The organism is Streptomyces sp. NBC_00258 (assembly GCF_036182465.1).
In the GTDB taxonomy this organism is placed as follows: Bacteria; Actinomycetota; Actinomycetes; order Streptomycetales; family Streptomycetaceae; genus Streptomyces.
In genome coordinates, this window is sequence record NZ_CP108081.1 from 5627505 (window position 1) to 5648398 (window position 20894).

Annotated in this window: 12 protein-coding genes; 7 read left to right on the plus strand and 5 right to left on the minus strand. The window is 70.5% G+C overall.

The window, feature by feature from the left end; translation table 11 throughout:
- Positions 1-80: 80 nt before the first annotated feature.
- Both OG718_RS24920 and OG718_RS24925 read right to left on the minus strand, forming a co-directional pair.
- A complete protein-coding gene (locus OG718_RS24920) occupies positions 81-2024 on the minus strand; it encodes an MFS transporter (protein WP_143638729.1) in 1944 nt (647 codons plus the stop codon).
- A 192-nt stretch (positions 2025-2216) separates the two neighbouring features.
- On the minus strand, positions 2217-5153 hold the full coding sequence (locus OG718_RS24925) for a D-alanyl-D-alanine carboxypeptidase (protein ID WP_328845213.1): 2937 nt from the start codon (positions 5151-5153) through the stop codon (positions 2217-2219).
- A 226-nt stretch (positions 5154-5379) separates the two neighbouring features.
- On the opposite strand from OG718_RS24925, the gene OG718_RS24930 reads away from it, so the two are divergent.
- From OG718_RS24930 to OG718_RS24945, 4 genes are all read left to right on the plus strand, one after another.
- The gene (locus OG718_RS24930) at positions 5380-6135 is read left to right on the plus strand and encodes a GOLPH3/VPS74 family protein (RefSeq protein WP_055615874.1); all 756 of its coding nucleotides are present in this window, start codon (positions 5380-5382) and stop codon (positions 6133-6135) included.
- 478 nt (positions 6136-6613) lie between these two features.
- Positions 6614-7483, plus strand: a complete 870-nt coding sequence (locus OG718_RS24935) for a helix-turn-helix domain-containing protein (protein WP_143638725.1) — start codon at positions 6614-6616, stop codon at positions 7481-7483.
- Positions 7484-7780: 297 nt separating this feature from the next.
- Positions 7781-7981 (plus strand): DUF397 domain-containing protein, encoded by a 201-nt coding sequence (locus tag OG718_RS24940; protein WP_055615876.1) that lies wholly within the window; start codon positions 7781-7783, stop codon positions 7979-7981.
- A 327-nt stretch (positions 7982-8308) separates the two neighbouring features.
- Complete coding sequence (locus OG718_RS24945; RefSeq protein ID WP_143638723.1) at positions 8309-9463, plus strand: ADP-ribosylglycohydrolase family protein; 1155 nt, start codon at positions 8309-8311, stop codon at positions 9461-9463.
- 167 nt (positions 9464-9630) lie between these two features.
- On the opposite strand, the gene OG718_RS24950 is transcribed toward OG718_RS24945, so the two are convergent.
- Positions 9631-11202: a sodium:solute symporter family protein gene (locus OG718_RS24950; protein WP_143638721.1), complete on the minus strand. Its 1572-nt coding sequence runs from the start codon at positions 11200-11202 to the stop codon at positions 9631-9633.
- A 143-nt stretch (positions 11203-11345) separates the two neighbouring features.
- Entirely contained in the window at positions 11346-12131 is a 786-nt protein-coding gene (locus tag OG718_RS24955; protein WP_328845214.1) for an SDR family oxidoreductase, read from the minus strand.
- 113 nt (positions 12132-12244) lie between these two features.
- On the opposite strand from OG718_RS24955, the gene OG718_RS24960 reads away from it, so the two are divergent.
- Together OG718_RS24960 and OG718_RS24965 are read left to right on the plus strand one after the other, a co-directional pair.
- Positions 12245-13096, plus strand: a complete 852-nt coding sequence (locus OG718_RS24960) for a hypothetical protein (protein WP_328845215.1) — start codon at positions 12245-12247, stop codon at positions 13094-13096.
- Between the two features lie 70 nt (positions 13097-13166).
- Positions 13167-13682: a DUF2165 domain-containing protein gene (locus tag OG718_RS24965; protein ID WP_328845216.1), complete on the plus strand. Its 516-nt coding sequence runs from the start codon at positions 13167-13169 to the stop codon at positions 13680-13682.
- A gap of 112 nt (positions 13683-13794) precedes the next feature.
- On the opposite strand, the gene OG718_RS24970 is transcribed toward OG718_RS24965, so the two are convergent.
- Positions 13795-17133 (minus strand): tetratricopeptide repeat protein, encoded by a 3339-nt coding sequence (locus OG718_RS24970; protein WP_328845217.1) that lies wholly within the window; start codon positions 17131-17133, stop codon positions 13795-13797.
- 363 nt (positions 17134-17496) lie between these two features.
- On the opposite strand from OG718_RS24970, the gene OG718_RS24975 reads away from it, so the two are divergent.
- The gene (locus OG718_RS24975) at positions 17497-20871 is read left to right on the plus strand and encodes a S8 family serine peptidase (protein WP_328847827.1); all 3375 of its coding nucleotides are present in this window, start codon (positions 17497-17499) and stop codon (positions 20869-20871) included.
- Positions 20872-20894: the final 23 nt, after the last annotated feature.

The window sequence follows — 20894 nt, forward strand, 5'->3', positions numbered from 1 at the left end:
GCTGTATCGATTTGCGGCTCCGCCGCGTGGGCGCGACCGGCCACAAAGAACCCGCACCCGAAATCGAACCCGCGGAAGCGCTACCCGGTCCCCCGCACGGCCTCCCTCATCTCCTCAGGACACCCCGTCCCCCGGGGCAACTGATAAGGCGCAGCCAACCGATACGTGCCGGCCCGCGGAGCGAGAAGCTCAGTCCACTTGTCCCCGTTGACGTCCTCCTCCGTCTCCATCAGACACCCGTTGACGTTCTCGTACGTCTTCGGCAACTCGTCGTCGTCCTCCCGCAGCCGCTTCGACTCCTCGGTCTCCTGCGGCGGCTTCACGCTCTTGCCCTCCGCGTCGACGAGCCCGAGCCACGGCGAGTACGGGATCCGGATGAGCACCTGCCCCGCCCGCTTCACCTCGATCGTCAGCTCACCCTGCTCGGCCCGGTCGACGACGGCGGGCGGGTCGGCCATCGGGGTGGGGTCGATGACCTTGAAGAGCTGCCAGTTGGCGTCGCCCCAGACCTGCTTCAGATACGGCATCCCGCGCTGCACGAGCTCCCGCTCGCGCTCACCGCCGTCGCCGTCGGGCTCGCCCTTGGGGACGACGACGTAGTGGACGGCCCAGCGCCGCAGCCACTCGTGGTAGTTCGCGGAGTTGAGGGTGTCGTCGTAGAAGAGGGGGTTGCGCTCCATGTCCGCCTGCCGGTTCCAGCCGCGGGCGAGGTTGACGTACGGGGCGAGGGCGGACGCCTCCCGGTGGGAGCGGGCCGGTACGACCTCGACGCGGCCCTTCTCGGCACCGGCGACCTGGAGCTGGTTGACCAGCGGGGCCAGTTCGCGGGCCCAGGAGGCCGCGGGCGTCGTGTGCACTATGTCGTCGACGGCCTTGAAGCCGATCCAGGCGTTCATGCCCACGAAGGTGACGACGATCGCGTACCACTTGCGCGAGCGCGGCACCGTGAAGGGCAGCGCGGCGATCAGCACGACCCCCGCCAGGAGCATGGGCAGGCGGCTGATGTTGGAGCCGATCTGCGAGCTGATCAGCCAGACGAGGAGGACGGAGAGTCCGTACACCGCCGCCGTTATCCGGACCGTCTTCCACTCCTTGGGGACGAGAAGGAAGACGAACACCGAGTACGAGAACGGCAGCAGGACCGACGCCCACAGCATCGGCTGCGTACCGGAGAAGGGGAACAGCCACGCGGAGACGCCGACGACGGCGGCGGGCGCGAGGCCGAGCGCGTACGCGCCCGGGCGGCGCTTCTGCAGGAAGAGCGCCACCGCGACGAAGCCCACGAAGAGTCCGGCCACGGGTGACGCGGCGGTCGCGAGCGCGGCGAGGGGGGCCGCGCACAGGGCCTTGGCCCAGCGTTTGTAGCGCCAGCGGTACGGCCAACAGAAGACGACGGCGGTCGCGCCGAGCGCGAACACCATGCCGAGGCCGAAGGTCACGCGTCCCGAGGCCGCGTTGCACAGCAGCGCGAACACTCCGGCGAGGGACGGCCACACCGGGTTCCGTACGGCCCTGGTGCGCATCAGGATCAGCGTGAGCAGCCCGGCGGAGATCGTCCCCGCGATCATCAGCGTCGTCCGCACGCCGAGCACGGCCATCAGATACGGCGACACCACGCTGTACGAGACCGGGTGCATCCCGCCGTACCAGGCCAGGTTGTACGCCGAACCCGGGTTCCGCCCGACGAACTCGGCCCACGCGTCCTGCGCCGCGAGGTCGCCCCCGCTGTTCGCGAACGTGAAGAACCAGATGACGTGGAGGATGCCGGAGAGCGCGGTGGCGAGGGTCGCGGGGTGCCGGAGGAAGCGGTGGAGACGAGTGGTCTCCTGAACGCCGTCGGGGTCCGCGCGGTGCTCACCGCCGCCGGAGTCCGTGTCGTGCTCGGGGCTCTCGGCCGACCCGGAGGAGTCAGGGGCGTCGTTCGGTCCGGGGCGTTCAACGTGCCGCGTACGCACGCGTATTCGCTGGCCGGCTCCTTGGCCGGGCTCGGCGTCGTCGGCGTGCGTCGGCTCCGCTGTCGCCACGTGAAGGCACTCCCGTGTCCCGTTGTCTCGCTGCTCGGCCGGGCCCCGCGGCGGGCGACCTTGCCCTTCTCGCGACGCTAGCACGCGCCCCGGCCCAGAGCGCCGGGGCGGTACTCCGTCGGCGGCGTACGACCGTTTCGGCACGGCTTGGGAGCATTACGCCCCCAAGCCGCCGCAGTTGCGTACGTCCCGTCAGCTCACCCGGGTGAGCTTGGGCCCGTAGCCCGGTTCGACGAGGTCCGACTGGAGCGCGACCGGCACCTCGACCGCGTTGCCGCTCGTGCCGTCACCGACGCTCAGGGAGCCGACCTCGGTTCCCGCCTTCGCCGTGTGCGGGATGGCGGCGCCGTCCTCGCTCAGCTTCAGCTTGACGGTCTGTCCGGCCCAGCCCACCGCGGAGACGTCCTTCGTGGCCACGACCGGCGTCCGACCGCCGAGCCCGTCGTCCACGTACCCCACGACGTCACCCTTCTTCAGGATCTTCTGCGAGGTCAGCGCCTCCTGGGCGGCGATCATCGCCTCCTTGCTGACCGCGTTGACCGTGTCGATGATCGGCGGCTTGTGCTGGCCGAGGACCGCGCCGACGACGATGACGTTCTCGCCGCCGACCTCCTGGGTGGCGGCGAACAGCAGGTTGCCGCCGGCCTTGGTGGTGGAGCCGGTCTTGATGCCGATGGCGTTGTTGTACGGCACGAGGCGGTTGTAGTTGTCCCACTTCTTGCCGGACGGGTCCACCCAGGTGGGGAGCTTGGTGATGTCCACCAGCGCCTGCATCCGCACCAGCTCGTTGCCGAGCTTCACCTGGTCCTCGGCGGTGGAGACGGTGGTCTCCTTGAGGCCCGAGGGGTCGGTGTACGTCGTGTCGGTCATCCCGAGGTCCTTGGCGGCGTCGTTCATCTTCTTGACGAACGCCTCCTCGGAACCGTTCGAGTCCCAACGGGCCAGCAGCCGGGCGATGTTGTTCGCGGAGGGGATCATGATGGCCGCGATGGCGTCCTTCTCGGTGAGGGTGTCGCCCTCCTTGACGGTGTTGAGCGTCGACTCGCCCTGCGCGTCGTAGCCGCCCTCCGTCTCCGCCTTCGCGTCGACGGGGATCTTCGCGCCGTCCTCGCCGGGCTTCAGCGGGTGCTCCTTGAGGATCACGTACGCCGTCATGGCCTTGGCGACCGAGCCGATGGCGACCGGCTTCTGCTCACCGAACGTGTCGACCGTGCCGATGCCGTTCACGTCCATCCAGCCCTGGCCCTCGTCGGGCCAGGGGAGGGTGACCTTGTTCCCCTCGAAGGCGTACGACTCGTCGGCCGTCAGCGCGAGCGTGGGGGTGGGCAGCGGGCGTACGGCCTGTACGACTGCAAACACCACGGCCAGCAGCAGCACCAGCGGCGTCCAGATCTTGACCCGCCGTACGACGGTCCGCACCGGGGTCTGCCGGGGCGGCGGCGTGTTCGTCAGCTCCGCCAGCAGGTCCAACGGGGGCTTCGGCGGCAGGGGTTGCTGCGTCGTCCGCTCCGGGCCGACCTGCGGGATGGCGGCGGTCTCGGCGGCCGGCGGAACCGCCGGCGGCACGACCGGCCTCGCCTTCGGCGGCGCGGGCTCGTCGAGCGGCTTGAGCGCTACGAATTTGCTGGTGCGCTCGGACTCCGGCTCGGTGGAGGGCTTGGCGGCCCAGGCCGGAGCGGGCTTCTCCTCGGCGGCACGGTCGGCACCCTTGTCGGGCCCGGCACCGGGCTCGGGCTTGGGCTCGGTTGCCGTGCCCTTGTCCGTCCCGGCGTCCGTCCCGGTCCTGGACTTCTCGTCGGTCTCGGCACCCGGCTTGGCGCCGCCCAGCTTGAGCATGGTGGTGGGCTGGTCCACGGCACGCGCCGGCATCTTGAAGATGGCGGTGGGCTGGTCGACGGGGGGCTCGGGGGCGTCGTCGGAGTCCGCGTCCACGTCCGCGCCCGACCCGGCGTCACCGTCACCGGCGGCCACCGCGTCGGACCGGCCCGCGTCGGACTCGGATTCGCCCTTCACATCGACGTCGGCATTGCCCTCGCCGGGGTCTTCACCTGCGGCTTCGTCCGCATCGGCGACGGCGTCGGCCTTCGCGGCGTCAGCCTTGGCCTCAGCGGGCACTTCGTCAGCGGGTTCGCCCGCATCGGGCACGGCGTCGACCTTCGCGGCGTCGGCCTTGACCTCAGCGGGGGCTTCGTCAGCCGGTTCGTCCGCATCGGAGGCGGCACCGGGCTCGGACACGGCGTCGGCCTTCGCGTCGGCGTCACCGTCGCCGGAACCTTCACCCTCGGACTTGTCGGACGCGACGGACGCGACGGCCTCGGGCGCAGCGCCCGCCTTCGCGTCGGCACCGGCCTCCGGCTCGTCCTCCGGCTGATCCTTCGCCTCGTCGGTCGTCTCGCTCCGCGACTCGCCCTCGGGCTCCCGCTCGGCGTCGGCGTCGACGCCACCAGCGGGCTCCGCGTCGTCGTCGCCGTCGGTCTCGGCGGCGGAGTCGGTGTCTGCGGGGGCGTCGTCCTCGGCCGGGGCCTCCGCGTCAGCGGCGCCCTCCGGCTCGGCGTCCTCGGTCTCGGGCTCCGGCTCGGCCCCAGCCGCACCGCCCTCCGCACCGGACTCACCCTCGCCGTCCGAGTCATCGGCGCCAGAGGCGCCCTCAGCGGCGTCCGGACCCTCCGCGTCGCCCCCGGCCGAACCGGCCGAACCCGATGTGTCCGATTCCGGACCGTCGGACCCCTCGGCGGCACCGGAACCTTCCGTGCCATCGGAGTCGCCGGCGCCAGAGGCGCCCTCAGGGGCCTCCTCGTCCGCTGTCGCGACCCACGCGGCCACCACGTCCCGCAGACGCGCGTCACCGCCCTCGGTGCCCTTGGCGGGGCCCTTCCCGGCGGACTCGCGGTCCGCAGAACCGTCACTCCCCTGGGAACTCGCGGAGACGGATCCCTCCGACCCCGCGGAGCGCTTCGTCGAGAACACCGCCGTGGCCGTGTCCACCCGGGATGCCGCCGTCACGGCCTCCCTGGCGACCGCCAGCCGCGGATCCGGAACCGGAGCCTTGCTCCCCGACGTCGGTTCTGCCGACGACTCGTGCTGCTTCGACCTGTCGGGGGACTCGCCCGCCACCGGTGCCTCCTCCATGTGCCACAACTCCGTGCGGCCAACCGAACCATGAACCCGCCAAGCAGTGCACACACGCCCGGACATCCCGTGTCCGAACCATGTACCAGTGTCCTGTGTGCGGGCTTAACCCCCGTGGTAGACGAGAACGACATACCTATCGGTTCCACTACATTCCGGTCACGCACTCTCGACAGACCAATGTGAGAGGGGTCACCCTGTCATTCATCCACGCGGGGAGGCATGGATGGGCAGGAGCCGCAGAACACTTCCGGAGGAGCTTCTGCTGCTGGCGCTGGACCCGACCACGGGTACCACCGCACAGCCGCAGTCGCTCGACCTAGGTCTGGCCGGAGCGCAGCTAGTGGAGCTGGCGCTGGCCGGACGGATAGCCCCAGACGGGGATCGTATCGCCGTGGTGGCACCACGGCCGACCGGAGATCCGACCTTGGACTGTGCGCTGGAACTACTCCGCAGGCGGGGTGCTCCAGTACGCGCTGTGAACTGGATCGGCGGACCCCGACTGGGGCTGCGCCAGACCTATCTCTCGCATCTGGAGCGGTGCGGCATGGTGCATGCCGTGGCGGGACAGATGTGCGGGGTGCTTCCGACGACTCGCTATCAGGCGACGGACACGGAGATCAGCCGGGAGATCAGGGCCCGGCTGGACAGCGCGATCCGCACCGGCGTACCGCCGGATCCGCGGACCGCCGCGCTGGCCGCGCTGGCGCACGCCGTCGGCCTGGGCAAGCACCTCTACCCGGGGAACGAAGGGCGTTCGTCGCGCTCCCGCCTCCGGGACCTGATCAGGCACGACCCCATGGGCGGCCTCGTGGCGCACGCCGTGATGGACGTCCAGAACGGTGTGGCCGCTCAGCCACGCCGCAGCCCGGCACCGGCCGGCCGTCAGGCCGCCCCCGGAGCCAGGCCCGCACCGGAGCCCGCCAGGGGCGTCCCGATGCAACCGCGCCGCGGTTCGATGGCGCGTGCCGTGGCTCACTGAGCCGCAGTCCCACGGCACCCGCCGGCACGACCGCAGCACAGCAGTACCCGTAGGACAAGCAGGACCAGCAGGACCCGACAACCGCAGCACCCACCGTGCAGCACGCGGCACACACCGCGCGTCACGCACGTCAGCGCCGCACCGACGTCCCCAAGACCCGGTCCGGGAGCCGCTGGGCCGCGCGGGGCGGTGGGCCGTACGTCCGGACGACGACACGGCCCGCCGCCCCGCGCGTCGGCATGTCATCTCATGTGCCGCCAAGTCGCATGTATCGCAACGTCACGTATCTCCACGTACAACCGCGCGTCTCATCACACTTCTCACCACTCTTCCACGCCAGGTGGCGCGAGGTGGCGACAAGTGGCGGGTACGCACGGCATATCCGCTGTTTCCCAGCGGTAGCAAGCGCCTTGGTGGCAATCTGCTCAACAGCAGATACGCAAAGTACAGACAGTACGCAGCCGGAGGTGCACGTCCCGTGGCGTCCAATGTCAATCCCACCGTCAGGCGACGCCGGTTGGGCCAGGAGCTGCGCCGGCTCCGCGAGCTCAAGGGCATGACGGCAGAAGAAGTGGCCGAGCGGCTGCTCGTCTCGCAGTCGAAGATCAGCCGCCTGGAGAACGGGCGGCGCAGCATCAGCCAGCGCGACGTCCGCGATCTGTGCGGCGTGTACGAGGTCGAGGACGTCCGCATCGTCGATTCGCTGATGCAGATGGCCAAGGACTCGCGCCAGCAGGGCTGGTGGCACTCCTTCGGCGACATCCCGTACAGCGTCTACATCGGTCTGGAGACGGACGCGGCGAGCCTGCGCGTGTACGACCCGCTGGTCGTCCCGGGCCTGCTGCAGACCCGTCCGTACGCCGAGTCCCTGATCCAGGGCGCGCTCCCGGAGGCGGCACCCGGCGACATCGAGAAGCGCGTGCAGGTACGGCTGCGGCGACAGGAACGTATCTCCGACCTGGAGAACCCGCTGCGGCTGTGGGCCGTGCTCGACGAGGCCGCGCTGCGCCGGACCGTCGGCAACAAACAGGTGATGATCGAGCAGTTGGAGCATCTCGTCGAGATGTCCCACGTGCCGCACGTGACGGTCCAGGTCATTCCGTTCACCATGGGCGCCCATCCCGGGGTCAGCGGGCAGTACGCGATCCTGGAGTTCCCGGACGCGGCCGACTCCAGCGTGGTCTACATCGAGGGCGTCACCAGCGACCTGTACCTGGAGAAGGCGAACGACGTCCAGAAGTACAGCGTCATGTACGAGCATCTGCGGGCGCAGGCCCTGAACGCGGACCAGTCCCGGGAGTTCATCGCGGACGTCGCCAAGGACTACGCCACCGTGGCGATGTCCTGAGGCAGGGCGCCACCGGTGGGACGAGGCGTCACCGGGCGGCGCGCGAGGCGGTGTTGGGCCGAATTTCCACCGCTCTCGGCGAGAGGGCGCCGGACAATACACCCTCGCGGTATCTCGACGGAAGACTCCACTGGTATATGCCACCCGGTCGAGTGAATAGTCGCTTCGTACGCCGATGTTGGCGAGTAGCGTCGATCACGCCAAGGAGCAACAACCTTGGCGCAATCCGAACCGTGGGTTCCGGAACGAACCCGCAGTGCGGTGACAGCAACTCAGCAACTGGCTACCGGAGCGAACATGGCAATCAAGCAGGGCGCCACGGATACGTGGACGAAGTCCTCGTACTCCCAAGGCAACGGCGCGTGCGTCGAAGTCAAGTCCCCCGTCCTGACGGCGCTGGCCGTCCGCGACTCCAAGGTCCACGAGGGCCCGACGCTGGCCTTCGCGGCCGGCTCGTGGAACGCCTTCGTGGCAGAGGTGAGCCGGGGCACCGTCTGACCCCAGCACCGGATGCCTCGCGCAGCACGAGCACCAACGCGGCAAGAGCACCGACAACGAGATCAACAACTGCTCCGAACAACTGCATCAACAACTTCACAAGCACCACGAAAGAGCCCTCTCGTCCGGCCCGCCGTCCTGGCCGAGGGGGCTCGGCCTTTTTCCGGATTTCACATCCTTCAAGACCTCCAAATGTGATCAGGTCCCCAACTGTTCGCAAACCGCTCCGACCTTCAACCGACCGTTCCCGTTCGATTACAGTGCTGGACTGTCGGCCGTACCGACGGAATCGGCACGGGATCGGATCGGGATCTGTAGGAGGCCTCGGTGGGTGCGACAGCCGGTGCCGTCTGGGGCCGAGCCGAACAGCAGGACTTCCGCAGCCGGGTGCGTGGCACACTCCTCGGCGCGGCCGTCGGGGACACGCTGGGCTCGCCCGTCGCCGATCTCTCTATGGAGGGGATCCGCGAGGCGCACGGGGCTCAGGGGCTCTCCGATCTGGCCTTCGGGCACGGCAGACGGGGGGCCGTCTCCCATCTCACCCAGCTGACGCTGTTCTCGATGGACGGGTTGATACGGGCCCAGGTGCGCCGGGACACGGGCGCCTGGCATCCACCGACGGACCTGCACCGGGCATATCTGCGGTGGGCCGCCACACAGCGCGACTGGGGTCCCGACGAGCGGCGCAAGGAAGACGGCTGGCTGGCCCGCGAGGAGTGGCTGTACGCCCGGCGTGAGCCCGCGCGCGCCTGTCTGGTGGGGCTCGGCGACGAGATGATGGGGACGCTGGACGCCCCCAAGAACCCCGAGGAGCGGGGTCCCGAGGCGGCGGTCCGCTCCGCGCCCTTCGGGCTGCTCGTCGGGTGGGAGCCGCAGCTGGTGATGCAGCTCGCGGTGGAGTGCGCGGCACAGACCCACGGGCATCCGACGGCCTACCTGTCGGCGGGGGCGTACGCCGTCGTCGTGCACGGTCTGGCGCGCGGTGAGAGCCTCGACGCGGCCGTCCAGCGGGCCCGGCAGCTGCTGGCCGCGCGCCCCGGGCACCAGCCCGTCTCCGACGCGCTGCAGCAGGCGCTGGGGGCCGTACGGCAGGGCATGCCCACTCCGGCCCGTGTCGAGGACCTGGCCGGGGACGGTTCGGCTGCGGGGCTGCTCTCGGTCGCCGTCTACTGCGCCCTGGTGGGCGAGGACACCCGCCACGGTCTCTGCCTCTCGGTGAACCACGGCGGCGCCTCGGCGGCCGCCGGCGCGCTCACGGGCGCCCTGCTCGGTTCGCTCCACGGCGAGACGGCCCTCCCGCCGGCCTGGCTGGCCGAGCTGGAGGGCCGCCCCACCATGCTCGTCCTCGCGGACGACTTCGCGATGGAGATGACCCAGGGCCCGGCCCTGCACGGCCCGGCGGGCTCCTCGCCGGGCTGGCTGGCCCGCTACCCGCGCGGCTACGCGGCCCTGGCGGGCGCCACCCCGGTCCCGGCGGGCTGACCACCGGGGATCCTGCTTCTCTGCCACCCGACGCCCGCTCCGGTGCCCGTCCCGGCGGCGGGTGTCCGGTCGACGCGGAAGGGTGGCCGCTCGTCGAGGAGCGGCCACCCTCACGGTCGTACGGGCGGACAGGGTCGCATGGACGGATGGCAGTACGGGCGGGCCGGTCAGTCCTTGACCGGTGTGCCCATCACTCCTTCCGCCGCCCCCGCGGGAGCCGGCACCGCCGCGGCGGCCGAGCCCCGGCCGTCGTCGTCGTTGTTGATCTTCGCGATGAGGGCGTCGCGTTCCGGGGTGTCCTCCGGTTTCACGTATCCGATGAGGATGTAGAGGACGAGCGAGACCGCGAGCGGGATCGACACCTGGTACTGCAGGGGTACGCCGCCGTCGACGTTCCAGCTGATCGGGTAGTTGACCAGCCAGAAGGTGAACAGGCCGAGCCCCCAGCTGATCAGCGCGGCCGTGGGACCGCTCTTGCGGAACCAGGGCAGCAGGCCCAGCATCAGCGGGATCGCGATCGGGCCCATGAGCCCCGCGACCCACTTGATGACGACGGTGATGATGTCGTCGAAGAAGCCGGAGTTGACCTGCGTCGCGATGGCCATCGAGAGGCCGAGGAAGAGCAGCGTGGCCCAGCGTGCGGCCAGCAGCCCCATCCGGGTGTCCCACTCGCGCACCTTGTGCGAGACGGCGGGCATGATGTCGCGCGTGACGACGGCCGCGATCGCGTTGGCGTCGGACGAGCACATCGCCATCGTGTGGGAGAAGAACCCGACGATGACCAGCCCCAACAGCCCGTGCGGCAGCAGCTGTTCGGCCATCAGCGCGTACGAGTCGGCCGGCACGTCCGTCTTGATGATCAGCGGCGCGACCCACATGGGGAAGAACAGCACGAGCGGCCAGAGCAGCCAGAGCACGGCGGACAGGGTGGCCGACCGCGTGGCGGACTTCGCGGAGTCCGTGGCCATGTAGCGCTGGGCCTGGTTCCACATGCCGCCGTTGTACTCGAAGGTCTTGATGAAGAGGTAGGCGATCAGGAAGACCATCATGTACGGGCCGGCCAGCGGCTTGGTGTGGCCGTCGAGCGCGGGCTCGTCCCAGACGCTCCACAGCGTGCTGAAGCCGTTGAGCTCGGCCATGACGGCGACGAGCATCGCGATACCGGCGATGAACTGGATGATGAACTGGCCCAGTTCGGTGAGCGCGTCCGCCCAGAGCCCGCCGACCGTGCAGTAGACGGCCGTCACGGCGCCGGTGATCAGGATGCCCATGTTGAGCGAGACACCGGTGAAGACGGACAACAGGGTCGCGATGGCGGCCCACTTGGCGCCCACGTCCACGATCTTCAGCAGCACGCCGGACCAGGCGAGCGCCTGCTGGGTGGGCAGGTTGTAGCGGTTCTTCAGGTACTCCAGCGGCGAGGCCACGTGCAGCCGCGAGCGCACCCGGTTGAGCCGGGGCGCGAACAGCTTCGCGCCGATCGCGATGCCGATGGCGATGGGGAAGGACCAGGTGACATAGGAAGTGACGCCGTACGTGTAGGCGATGGCGGCGTAGCCGGTGAACATCACCGCGCTGTAGCCGGACATGTGGTGGGAGATGCCGGACAGCCACCACGGCATCTTGCCGCCGGCCGTGAAGAAGTCGCTGACGTTGTCGACCCGTTTGTGGGACCAGACACCGATCGCGACCATCACACCGAAGTAGCCGATGAGCACGGCCCAGTCGAGACCGTTCATATGCCCCCTCCCAGGGTCGTGTGACGCCCGCTCATCGTGGGTTCGATGGCATGACTCCGACAACAGCCCGTACTGCCAAGAGGAGGTAAAATAGTTCTGCTCACTGACCTCGGTTCATGTTCATGAACGAGGCCGGAATTGGGCTACCGCATCAATTCCCCCGCGTTGACCAGCAACGACTGCCCGGTGATCGCGCGGGCCCGGTCCGACGCCAGGAACGCCGCCGCGTCCGCGACGTCCGAGTCCGTGGCCAGCTCCGGCAGCGCCATCCGGGAGGTGAGCCGCTCCAGCACCTCGGCCTCCGGCACGCTCTCGGTGTGCGCGGTGAACTTCACGTACGCCTCCACGGGCGGCCCCCACATCCAGCCCGGCAGCACGGTGTTCACCCGGATCCGGTGCGGGCCCAGCTCCCGGGCCATGGAGTACATCGCGCTGGTCAGCGCGCCTTTCGAGGCCGCGTACGCCGCCTGCCGCACCTGGGACGGGGCGGCGACGGACGACTGCGTGCCGATGACGACCACGGACCCGCCGCGCTCCTTCAGCGCGGGCAGACAGGCGCGGGTCATCCGCAGGGTGCCGAGCAGGTTCACGTCGAGGACGGACTGCCAGGTGGCGAAGTCGGCGTCCTCCAGACCGCCGAAGTAGCTGTCCCAGGCGGCCACATGGACGACGGCGTCGATCTGCCCGAACCGCTCCTTCGCCAGCGCGGCGAGCGCCTCGCACTGCCCCTCGTCGGTGATGTCGGTGGCCCGGTACGCCGTGTGCGCGCCGTCCGGGTCGAGTTCGGCGGCGGCCTTGGCGAGATTGGCCTCGGTGCGGGCGCCGAGCACGGCGTTCCCGCCGTCCCGCACGACGGCCGCCGCGACCTGGTGACCGAGCCCGGCCCCGACCCCCGAGACGACGACGGTCTTGCCCTGGAGCAGTGACATTGCAGGCCTCCCGGCTCTGGCGGTTGATCTGACGGTCCGTCAGAGTAGGTCCGTCCGGAGGAGGAAGGAAGGCCGGACGAGCAAGGAAGGCCGGAGAAGGGATGGGGAGCGCCATGCTCGATGACACGCCGAACGACACCCGTAGCGAGGTGTACGCGGAACTGGCCGCCGTCGGCCCGTACGGCGTCCACCCCGGCCATGCCCTGATCACGATGGTCGAGCCGCATCCGGGCCACGAGTACGCGTACAACCGCTGGTACGAGGACGACCACTACTACGCGGGCGCGATGGCCATGCCGTGGATGTACACGGGCCGGCGCTGGGTCGCGACCCGCGACCTCCAACTCCTGCGCTACCCCGAGAAGTCGGCGGTCGCCCAGCCCGTCACCGCCGGCTGCTACATCTCCACGTACTGGGTCACCGACGGCCGCTACGACGACCACATGAAGTGGACCGTCGGCATCAACAAACGGCTGAATCGGGACGGCCGGGTCTACCAGGACCGCACGCACGTCTTCACCGCGTTCCAGGACCACGAGGCGACGGTCTACCGGGACGGGGCCGCCGGACCGCGCGACTTCCACGCGCTCGACCACCCGTACACGGGCCTGGTGGTGGAGGTCATCGACGCCGAATCACCGGCACAGCGTGCCGAGTTGCTGGAGTGGCTCCGCTCCCGCCACCTGCCCAAACGCCTCGCCGGCTCCCCCGCCGCCATGGTCACGGTCTTCCGCCCGACCCCGCTCCCCGGCGACCGCATGACGTACGTGAAGCAGGTCGAGGGCGTCGATACGCGGCTGACTTTGTTGTGGTTCCTGGAGGCGGATCCGCGGGAGTGCTGGGACCCGTACTTCACGGGGCTGGACGCTCCCGTGGCCGAAACAGGCCTGGGGCGCGTTGAGTTGGTGGCGCCCTTCATTCCGACGGTGCCGGGGACGGACCGGTACGTCGACCGCTTGCGGTGACCCGTCGCGCGGCATACACGCAGGTCCCTCGCGGTTGACCAACACACCTATGCGAAAGGGGACTTGAAGAATGGCCGCAGCACGCGCGCTTCCGATCACCGCGACCCTGCTCACCGGCACGGTCGCGCTCTACATCACGCTCGTGGCGTTCGGGAACATCACGGACTTCGGCACCAACCAGCAGTTCGTCCAGCACGTCCTGTCCATGGACACCACCTTCAAGGACGACGACCTGATGTGGCGGGCCATCGAGTCCAAGGGGCTCCAGGACGCCGCGTACATAGCGATCATCGTGTGGGAGACGATCGCCGCGCTCGTCCTGATCCTCGGCACGTTCCAGTGGTTCCGCGACGACCACGTCCGGGCGCGGCGGACCTCCACGCTCGGGCTGTTGATGCTGATGCTGCTCTTCGGAGCCGGTTTCATCGCCATCGGTGGCGAGTGGTTCTCGATGTGGCAGTCGGAGGACTGGAACGGGCTCGATGCGGCGATGCGGGTCTTTTTGTTGAGCGGGGTTGTGCTGGTGGTGATCCATCTTCCGGTGGACCGGGCCGGGAGGGCCTCCGGCTCGGGTGCCGACGTCTAGTTCCGCTCCGCGGAGGGGGTGGGTGGCGGGGGTTGTTCGGTGGCTGCGGGGCGGTGGGGGCCGGTCGCGCAGTTCCCCGCGCCCCTTGGGGGGGGGCGGGGCTCGTCGTCCGTCATGGGGTGTAGCTGGATCGGATCTCGTCGCGGGCCGTTGTGATCTCCGTCAGGCGGGCGGTGAGGTGGTCTCGGTCTGAGCCGGGGCTTTCCTGTATGTCGGTGAGGATGGCGGCGAGGTTGGTGAGGGTGTCCCAGCCGGGGTTCATGGCCAGGAACTCGGCCAGGCCCCGGTCGGCGGCGGGCCAGTCCGCGAGGGCGCAGGCGACGAAGCAGCGGCCCTGGGCGCGCTCCGGCTCGCCCAGGCCGCCGTCCTCCTCGATCATCCGGGCCAGCTCTCGCCAGAGGGGTTCCGCGGCCGGCAGTCCCTCGGATCTGCTGACGGTCACGGCCAGTTGGAAGATGCCGGCGATCGGCTCCGCCTGCCGCATCCGCTCGGCCAGTCGTCGGGCCTCGGTCCACCGCCCCGTGTGCCGGTGTGCCTCGATGCGCAGGTCGTCCAGGTCGTCGTCGGGCGTCGGCGCACGGTCCATGTCGGCCAGCCGCGCGGACGCCTCGTCCCAGCGGTCGCACAGCATCAGCAGCTCGATGGCCTCACGGCGTGCCCAGTCCTCCTCCGTCTGCAACTCGACGCACCGGTCCAGGTCGGCCAGCGCCCTCTCGGTCCGGCCGGTCGCCAGGCCGACCCGGGCGCGTGAGGCGTGGGCCCACCCGTAGTCCGGGCTCAGCTCCAGGGCGCGGTCCAGGTGGCGGAGGGCCTCCCGGTAGTCCTTCATGGCGCGGTAGGTCGCGCCGAGACCGGCCAGTGTGGCGTGGTCGTCCGGGCTGCGTTCCAGTATGCGGCGGAAGACGGTGACCGCCTCCTCGTACAGACCCGCGTCGCGGTACGCCTCGCCCAGTTCGTGACTGGTCCAGTCGACGTGGGGATCCGTGTCCACGGCTCGCCGCAGGTCCTCGAACTTGCCTGCCCGGTCGCCCAGTTCGTGCTTCGTGTGGGCCCGCATCACCAGCGCCCAGGAGTAGTCGGGCTCCAGCTCGACCGCACGGTCCAGGCCGGCCAACGCCTCCTCGTACCTGCCCAGTTCATGAAGGGACTGACCGCGGCCGGCCAGGGCCGAGGCGTAGTCCGGTTCGAGGGAGACGGCCCGGCCGAGCTCGGCGACGGCTTCCTCGTAGCGGCGGGCGCGCCGGTAGGCGTCACCCCGCTCCGACGCGACCCAGGCCTCGTCGGGCGCGAGCGCGACCGCGCGGTCGAAGTCGGCGAACGCCTCGTCCGGCTCCCCCCTGTCGCGGCGCAGCCGAGCCCTGCGCACCAGCGCCCACACGTACTCCCCGTCGATGCTCAGCGCACGGTCGAAGTCGGCGAGCGCCTCGTCGTACCGCCCGAGAGCATGTCGGCAGACGGCACGCCCGGTCAGGGTCTCGTCATTGGTCGGGTCGAGGGCGACGGCCCGGTCGAAATCGACGACGGCCTCCTCGAAACGGGCCGCGAGCCGATAGGTCTCGGCGCGCTCGGAGATGATCCACCCGGTGTCGGGGGCCAGTTCGTCCGCCCGGTCGAAGGCCGCCAGCGCGGCCGGGAGGTCGTCCATCAGCCGGTGGGTGAAGCCGCGGCCGTAGTGGGCCCAGGCCAGCTCCGGATCGAGTTCGAGCGCCCGGGCGTACTCCTCCAGTGCCCGCCCGTACTCCCCGCCGTGGCGCAGTTCCCTGCCCCGCAGTGTGTGCGCCGCCGCCCGGCCGCCGGTGTCCAGCCCCGGCCGGGCCAGGAGCAGGGTCATCGCTCCCGCCACCCCGGTCTCGTCGTCCGCGAGTGCCTCGCTCAGTTCCCGGCCCATGTCCCGGAGGGCCGCGTTGTCCGTCGCGTCGCCCGCCTCCGCCAGCATCCGCGCCCAGCGACGGCCGGCGACCGCGTCCTCACGGCAGGTCTTCACCAGCGACCGCAGTGCCTCGCCGAGCGCCGCGGGCGGCCGGGCGCAGAGCAGGTGGTACGTCTCCTCCAGGCGCAGCCCGCGCCACTCCTCGTCCTCCCACAGGTCCTCGGGCTCCCGGCCGGCCCCGACGTCGTCGCCCCACCGGGCGAACGCCTCCGCCAGCCGCCGGTGCCGCCCGGCCCAGTCGCGCGGGGACCTGCGTCGCTCCCTGCGCATCAACGGTGCCCGTACGACGTCGTGGTACTGCACCCGCTGCCCGCGTTCGCCGACGAACGGCAGCCCGGTCAACCACTCGTACAGCGCGTCCAGTTCGTCGTCCGGGCGATCGACGACCAGGACCCGGAAGACGTCGGCGTCGAGCCACCGGGGCAGGGCGCAGATCCTGGCGACCCTGCGGCGGACGTCCGGTTCCGACTTCAGGAACAGTTCCACGGCGCCGGCGCTCGGGTCGCTCACGGCGTCCGGGTCGCCGGGGCGCTTGTTCGCGAGCGTCGACACGAGGACGGGCAGACCACCCGTGAGGCGCAGCACCTCCTCGACGACCGGCTCGGCCACGACGCCCTTCCCGGCGAGCAGCCTGCGCGACTCGGTCTCGGTGAACGGCGCGAGCGGCACGTCCGCGACCGGGTCCAGGCCGCGCCAGCGGGCGGGGTCCAGCGGCCGCTGTCCGGCGGTGACCACGACGACGGTGGCGGGCAGCCCGCCGTCCACCGTGCCGCGGGTGATCATCTCGTGCAGCCACGGGTCCAGATACAGGCCTGTCCGCTCGTACGTGTCGAAGAACAGGACGATCCACTCGGAGGCGGAGGAGGAAGCGGCGGCGGCAGCGCGCAGTTCGCGGAGCAGGATCGGCGTGAGCACCCTCTCGGGCGACGTCACGAGTTCGATGTCGTCGGGGTTGCGGAAACGGGCGCCGAGGCCGGTCCGTAGGCGGTCGGCGCCCAGCGCGAGCCGGTCCGCCTGGAGGGCGCTCGTGAGGAGACTCCCGCCCGGCAGGGTGGCCTCCACGGCGGCGAGGCCCAGCCCGACCGCGGCCCTGCTGCCGGCCGACGCCGTCTCCGGCTCCGGTGCGGGACCGCCGGCGAGTGCGGCGAGGGCGGCCGCCTCCGCCTCGTGCCGCCGCTCCTGGTACGCGCTCAGCCGTCGCTCCAGGTCCTTCAACCGCCGTCCCTGGTACGCGAATTGCTCACAGATCTCCGACAGCGCCTCCGGGACGCTTCCGGCGTGCTCGTCGACGTACGCGGTGAGCGCACCGCGTTCGCGTGCCAGGTGCTGCAACTCCTGTACCAGGAAGGTCTTTCCGACGCCCGCGGTGCCGTGCACGTGGAAGCGGAAGCGTTGTCCGGGGTCGCCGGGCCGGAGGTCGAAGTTCCGCAGGAACGCGGCCCGTTCGGTGTCCCGGCCGACGAATCCGGCACGGTTGCCCTGCTGGATCAGCTCCTGCCTCGACGGTCCTGCCTGCGCCACCCGTCCGCCTCCTTGCCGCTTCTGGTCCCGCTTCCGGTCCCGCTTCCGGTCCCGCTCCTGGTCCCGCTTCCAGTCCGGGTCCCAGTCTGGCTCAGGCTGCCGGAGATGACCTAGGAGTTGCAGGCGGGGTCGCCCTTCTGCCGTCCGCCCTCCGGTCATCCGTCGTCCGATGGAGGGGGCCGCGAGCCGGTCCGCCTCGGGTACCGCCGGCCGGGCCCGAGCGGTACGCGCGATGGACTTCTCCGCAGGAACTCAACTGTCCGCCTGACCGCTCACGTCCCTGAAGAGGTACCAACTTCCGTCCCCACGGGCCGAGTTCGCGGGGTACTGCTGTCATCTCCAGGGGGAGACGTGAACAGACAGATGAAGAGGGCGTACGCCACCACGGTCGCCGCGGCGGCCGCGGTGGCGCTGACGGCGGGCATGACCGGCCCGGCGTCGGCGGGCGGGTCCACGGCGGCCGGGGAGACCGGCAAGGCCGGGCAGACCACAGAGGCCGGGTCGAGCGTGGCGGCGAAGGGACCGGTCGCGCATCGCGTCACGCTCATCACCGGTGACCGTGTCGCCGTCGACGCGAAGGGCCGTGTCCTCGGTGTCGAACGCGCGGCAGGCCGTGGGCACATCGCGATCCGTACGCTCACGGAGTCCGAGTCCGGCCACTCGCTGGTCGTGCCGGCCGACGCGCAGCGGCTGATCGCCTCGGGCAGGCTCGACCGGCGGCTCTTCGACATCACAGAGCTGAGCCGGAAGGCGGTCCGGGCCTCCCACGGGCGGGGCCTGAAGGTGATCGTCGGCTACCAGGGCACGGCGAGGGCCGCGAAGGCGGACGTACGCGCGGCGGACGACACCGAGGTCCGCCGCACACTGAAGTCGCTGAACGCAGAGGCCGTCAGCACCCGGGACCCGGCGGGCCTGTGGGCGGCGGTCACCGAGGCGCAGGGCGGCAATACGCGGGCCGCGTCCGGCATCGCCCACGTGTGGCTCGACGGGGTCCGCAAGGCCGGCCTCGACAAGTCCGTCCCCCAGATCGGCGCGGACAAGGCCTGGGAGTCCGGGTACGACGGCAAGGGCGTCCGGATCGCGGTCCTCGACACGGGCGTCGACGCGACCCACCCGGACCTCAAGGACCAGGTGGTGGCCGCCAGGAACTTCACCCCGTCCCCCGACGCGACCGACCGCTTCGGCCACGGCACGCATGTCGCATCCATCGCCGCCGGTACGGGCGCCCAGTCGGCCGGGGCCTTCAAAGGAGTCGCGCCCGGCGCCGAGCTGTTGAACGGCAAGGTGCTCGACGACGAGGGTTCCGGCGACGACTCCGGCATCCTCGCCGGCATCGAGTGGGCCGCCGAACAGGGCGCCGACGTCGTGAACCTCAGCCTGGGCGGCGGCGACACCCCCGGCCTCGACCCCCTGGAAACGGCGATCAACACACTCTCCGCCGACAAGGGCATCCTCTTCGCCGTGTCGGCGGGCAACGACGGCGAGTCCGGTGAGCAGACCATCGGCTCCCCCGGCAGCGCGGAGGCCGCGCTCACCGTGGGCGCGGTGGACGGCGACGACAAACTCGCCGAGTTCTCCAGCCGGGGCCCGCGCGTCGGCGACGGCGGCATCAAGCCGGATGTCACCGCGCCCGGCGTCGACATCACGGCCGCGGCGGCGCCCGGCAGCGTCATCGAGCAGGAGGTCGGCCAGAATCCGGAGGGCTACCTGACGATCTCCGGTACGTCGATGGCGGCCCCGCATGCGGCGGGCGCCGCCGCGATCCTGAAGCAGCGGCACCCGGACTGGACGTACGCCGAACTCAAGGGCGCGCTGACCGCCTCGACGACCGGCGCCAACTACCAGCCCTACCAACAGGGTTCGGGCCGAATCGCCGTCGACCGGGCCCTCGCGCAGACAGTGGTCGCCGAGCCCGTGTCCGTGAACTTCGGCGAGCAGCAGTGGCCGCACACCGACGACACCCCGGTCACGAAGGAGATCGCGTACAGGAATCTCGGTACGGCGGACATCACGCTCGGCCTCGCGGTGACGGCGACCGACCCGAAGGGCGAGCCCGCCCCGGCCGGCTTCTTCACGCTCGGGACGAAAACGCTGACCGTCCCGGCGGGCGGCAGGGCCTCCGTGGACCTGACGACGGACACGAGGCTGGGCGGGACGCTGGACGGCACGTATTCGGCGTACGTCGTGGCAACGCGCGACGACCAGTCCGTACGCACGGCAGCCGTGGTGAAGCGGGAGGCCGAGGCGTACGACGTGACGCTGAAGTTCGTGGGCCGGGACGGGCAGCCCACGCCCGACTACTGGTCGTTCCTCGCCGGCATCACCGGTGACGCGCGGGGCAGTTACCACGAACCGCACGACGCGTCCGGCACCGTCAAGGTCCGCCTGCCGAAGGGCACTTACCTCTTCGACACCACGATCTCCGAGGACCCCGAGGACTCCCGCGCTGGCACGGACTGGCTGGTCCAGCCGCGGCTGGACGTCACAGGCGAGATGACGGTGACGGCCGACGCGCGCACCTCGAAGCCGGTCGACATCACCGTGCCGGACAACTCGGCGAAGCCGACATTCGTGGCACCTCGATACTGGTACGCGGGTGAGGACCACAACATCGAGACGGGCGTGGACGTCGACACGTTCGACAGCCTCCGTACGGCGCATCTGGGCCCGGAGGTCACCACCGGCACGCTGAACCAGCAGTGGATCGGAGTCTGGACCAAGGGCGCGGACACCGAGTACGACGTGATGCTCGGCGGCAACACCCGCAAGCTCGCGACCGGTTACCGCAAGCACCTCCGCCCCGCCGACCTCGCCACGGTGAAGGTCGGCATGGGAGCGTCGGCACCGGGCAAGCGGGGCGAGCTCAGCGTGGCCGGCTACTTCCCGGAACTCGGCGGCATCTCCCCGATCACCGACCCACGGGACCTCCCGCGCACCCGCACGGTCCACCTCTCCACGCCGGACAACGCCAAGTGGGACCTCTCCTTCCAGCAGTACGGCACCCCGGACGAGGAGGGCACCTCACCCACCGAGTCGTACTACGCCTTCGACGAGCCCCGAGCCTTCAAGGGCGGCGCGACATACGAGACGCGCTTCAACGCGGGCGTCCTGGGCCCGCGCCTCGGCGCAACCGAGGGCATCTCCAGGGACGGCGACACGATCACCGGCGAACTTCCCCTGCACGCGGACGGAGCCGGCCATGGAGGCTGGACGAGATACGACTCGGTCCACACAACCCTCTACCGCAACGGCGCCAAGCTCACGGAGAACTCCGACGCCCTGGACGGCAATGGCGAGGGCTTCACGGTCCCGTCCGACGCGGCCGACTACCGCCTGACGACGTCGGTCCGCCGAGACCCCGCCCTCGCCACGACGTCCACCCGCATCGACACAAGCTGGACGTTCCGCTCCTCGAAGACCACAACCCGCTCCCAACTGCCCATCTCCACGGCCCGCTTCACAGCGAAGACGGACCTGACGAGCCGGGCTCCCGCCGACAGGCAGTCGGTCGTACCGGTGACGATCCAGGGCGCGGCAACGGGCGACAACCTCAAGTCGCTTGCGGTGTACGTCTCCTACGACGGCGGCACGACCTGGAAGAAGACGCCCGTCAGGAACGGCAGCATCACGGTGAAGAACCCGGCGAAGACGAAATCCATCTCCTTCCGGGCCAACATCACCGACAAGCAGGGCAACAAGTCGTCGGTGACGGTGTACGACGCGTACTTCGGCAAGTAGGCCGCGCCCACCCCGAACGGTCC

Coding starts and splice junctions, on each gene's coding strand:
- OG718_RS24975 (WP_328847827.1), top strand. CDS start 17,497: ATGAAGAGGGCGTACGCCACCACGGTCGCCGCGGCGGCCGCGGTGGCG.
- OG718_RS24950 (WP_143638721.1), bottom strand. CDS start 11,202: ATGAACGGTCTCGACTGGGCCGTGCTCATCGGCTACTTCGGTGTGATG.
- OG718_RS24930 (WP_055615874.1), top strand. CDS start 5,380: ATGGGCAGGAGCCGCAGAACACTTCCGGAGGAGCTTCTGCTGCTGGCG.
- OG718_RS24960 (WP_328845215.1), top strand. CDS start 12,245: ATGCTCGATGACACGCCGAACGACACCCGTAGCGAGGTGTACGCGGAA.
- OG718_RS24965 (WP_328845216.1), top strand. CDS start 13,167: ATGGCCGCAGCACGCGCGCTTCCGATCACCGCGACCCTGCTCACCGGC.
- OG718_RS24955 (WP_328845214.1), bottom strand. CDS start 12,131: ATGTCACTGCTCCAGGGCAAGACCGTCGTCGTCTCGGGGGTCGGGGCC.
- OG718_RS24940 (WP_055615876.1), top strand. CDS start 7,781: ATGGCAATCAAGCAGGGCGCCACGGATACGTGGACGAAGTCCTCGTAC.
- OG718_RS24925 (WP_328845213.1), bottom strand. CDS start 5,153: ATGGAGGAGGCACCGGTGGCGGGCGAGTCCCCCGACAGGTCGAAGCAG.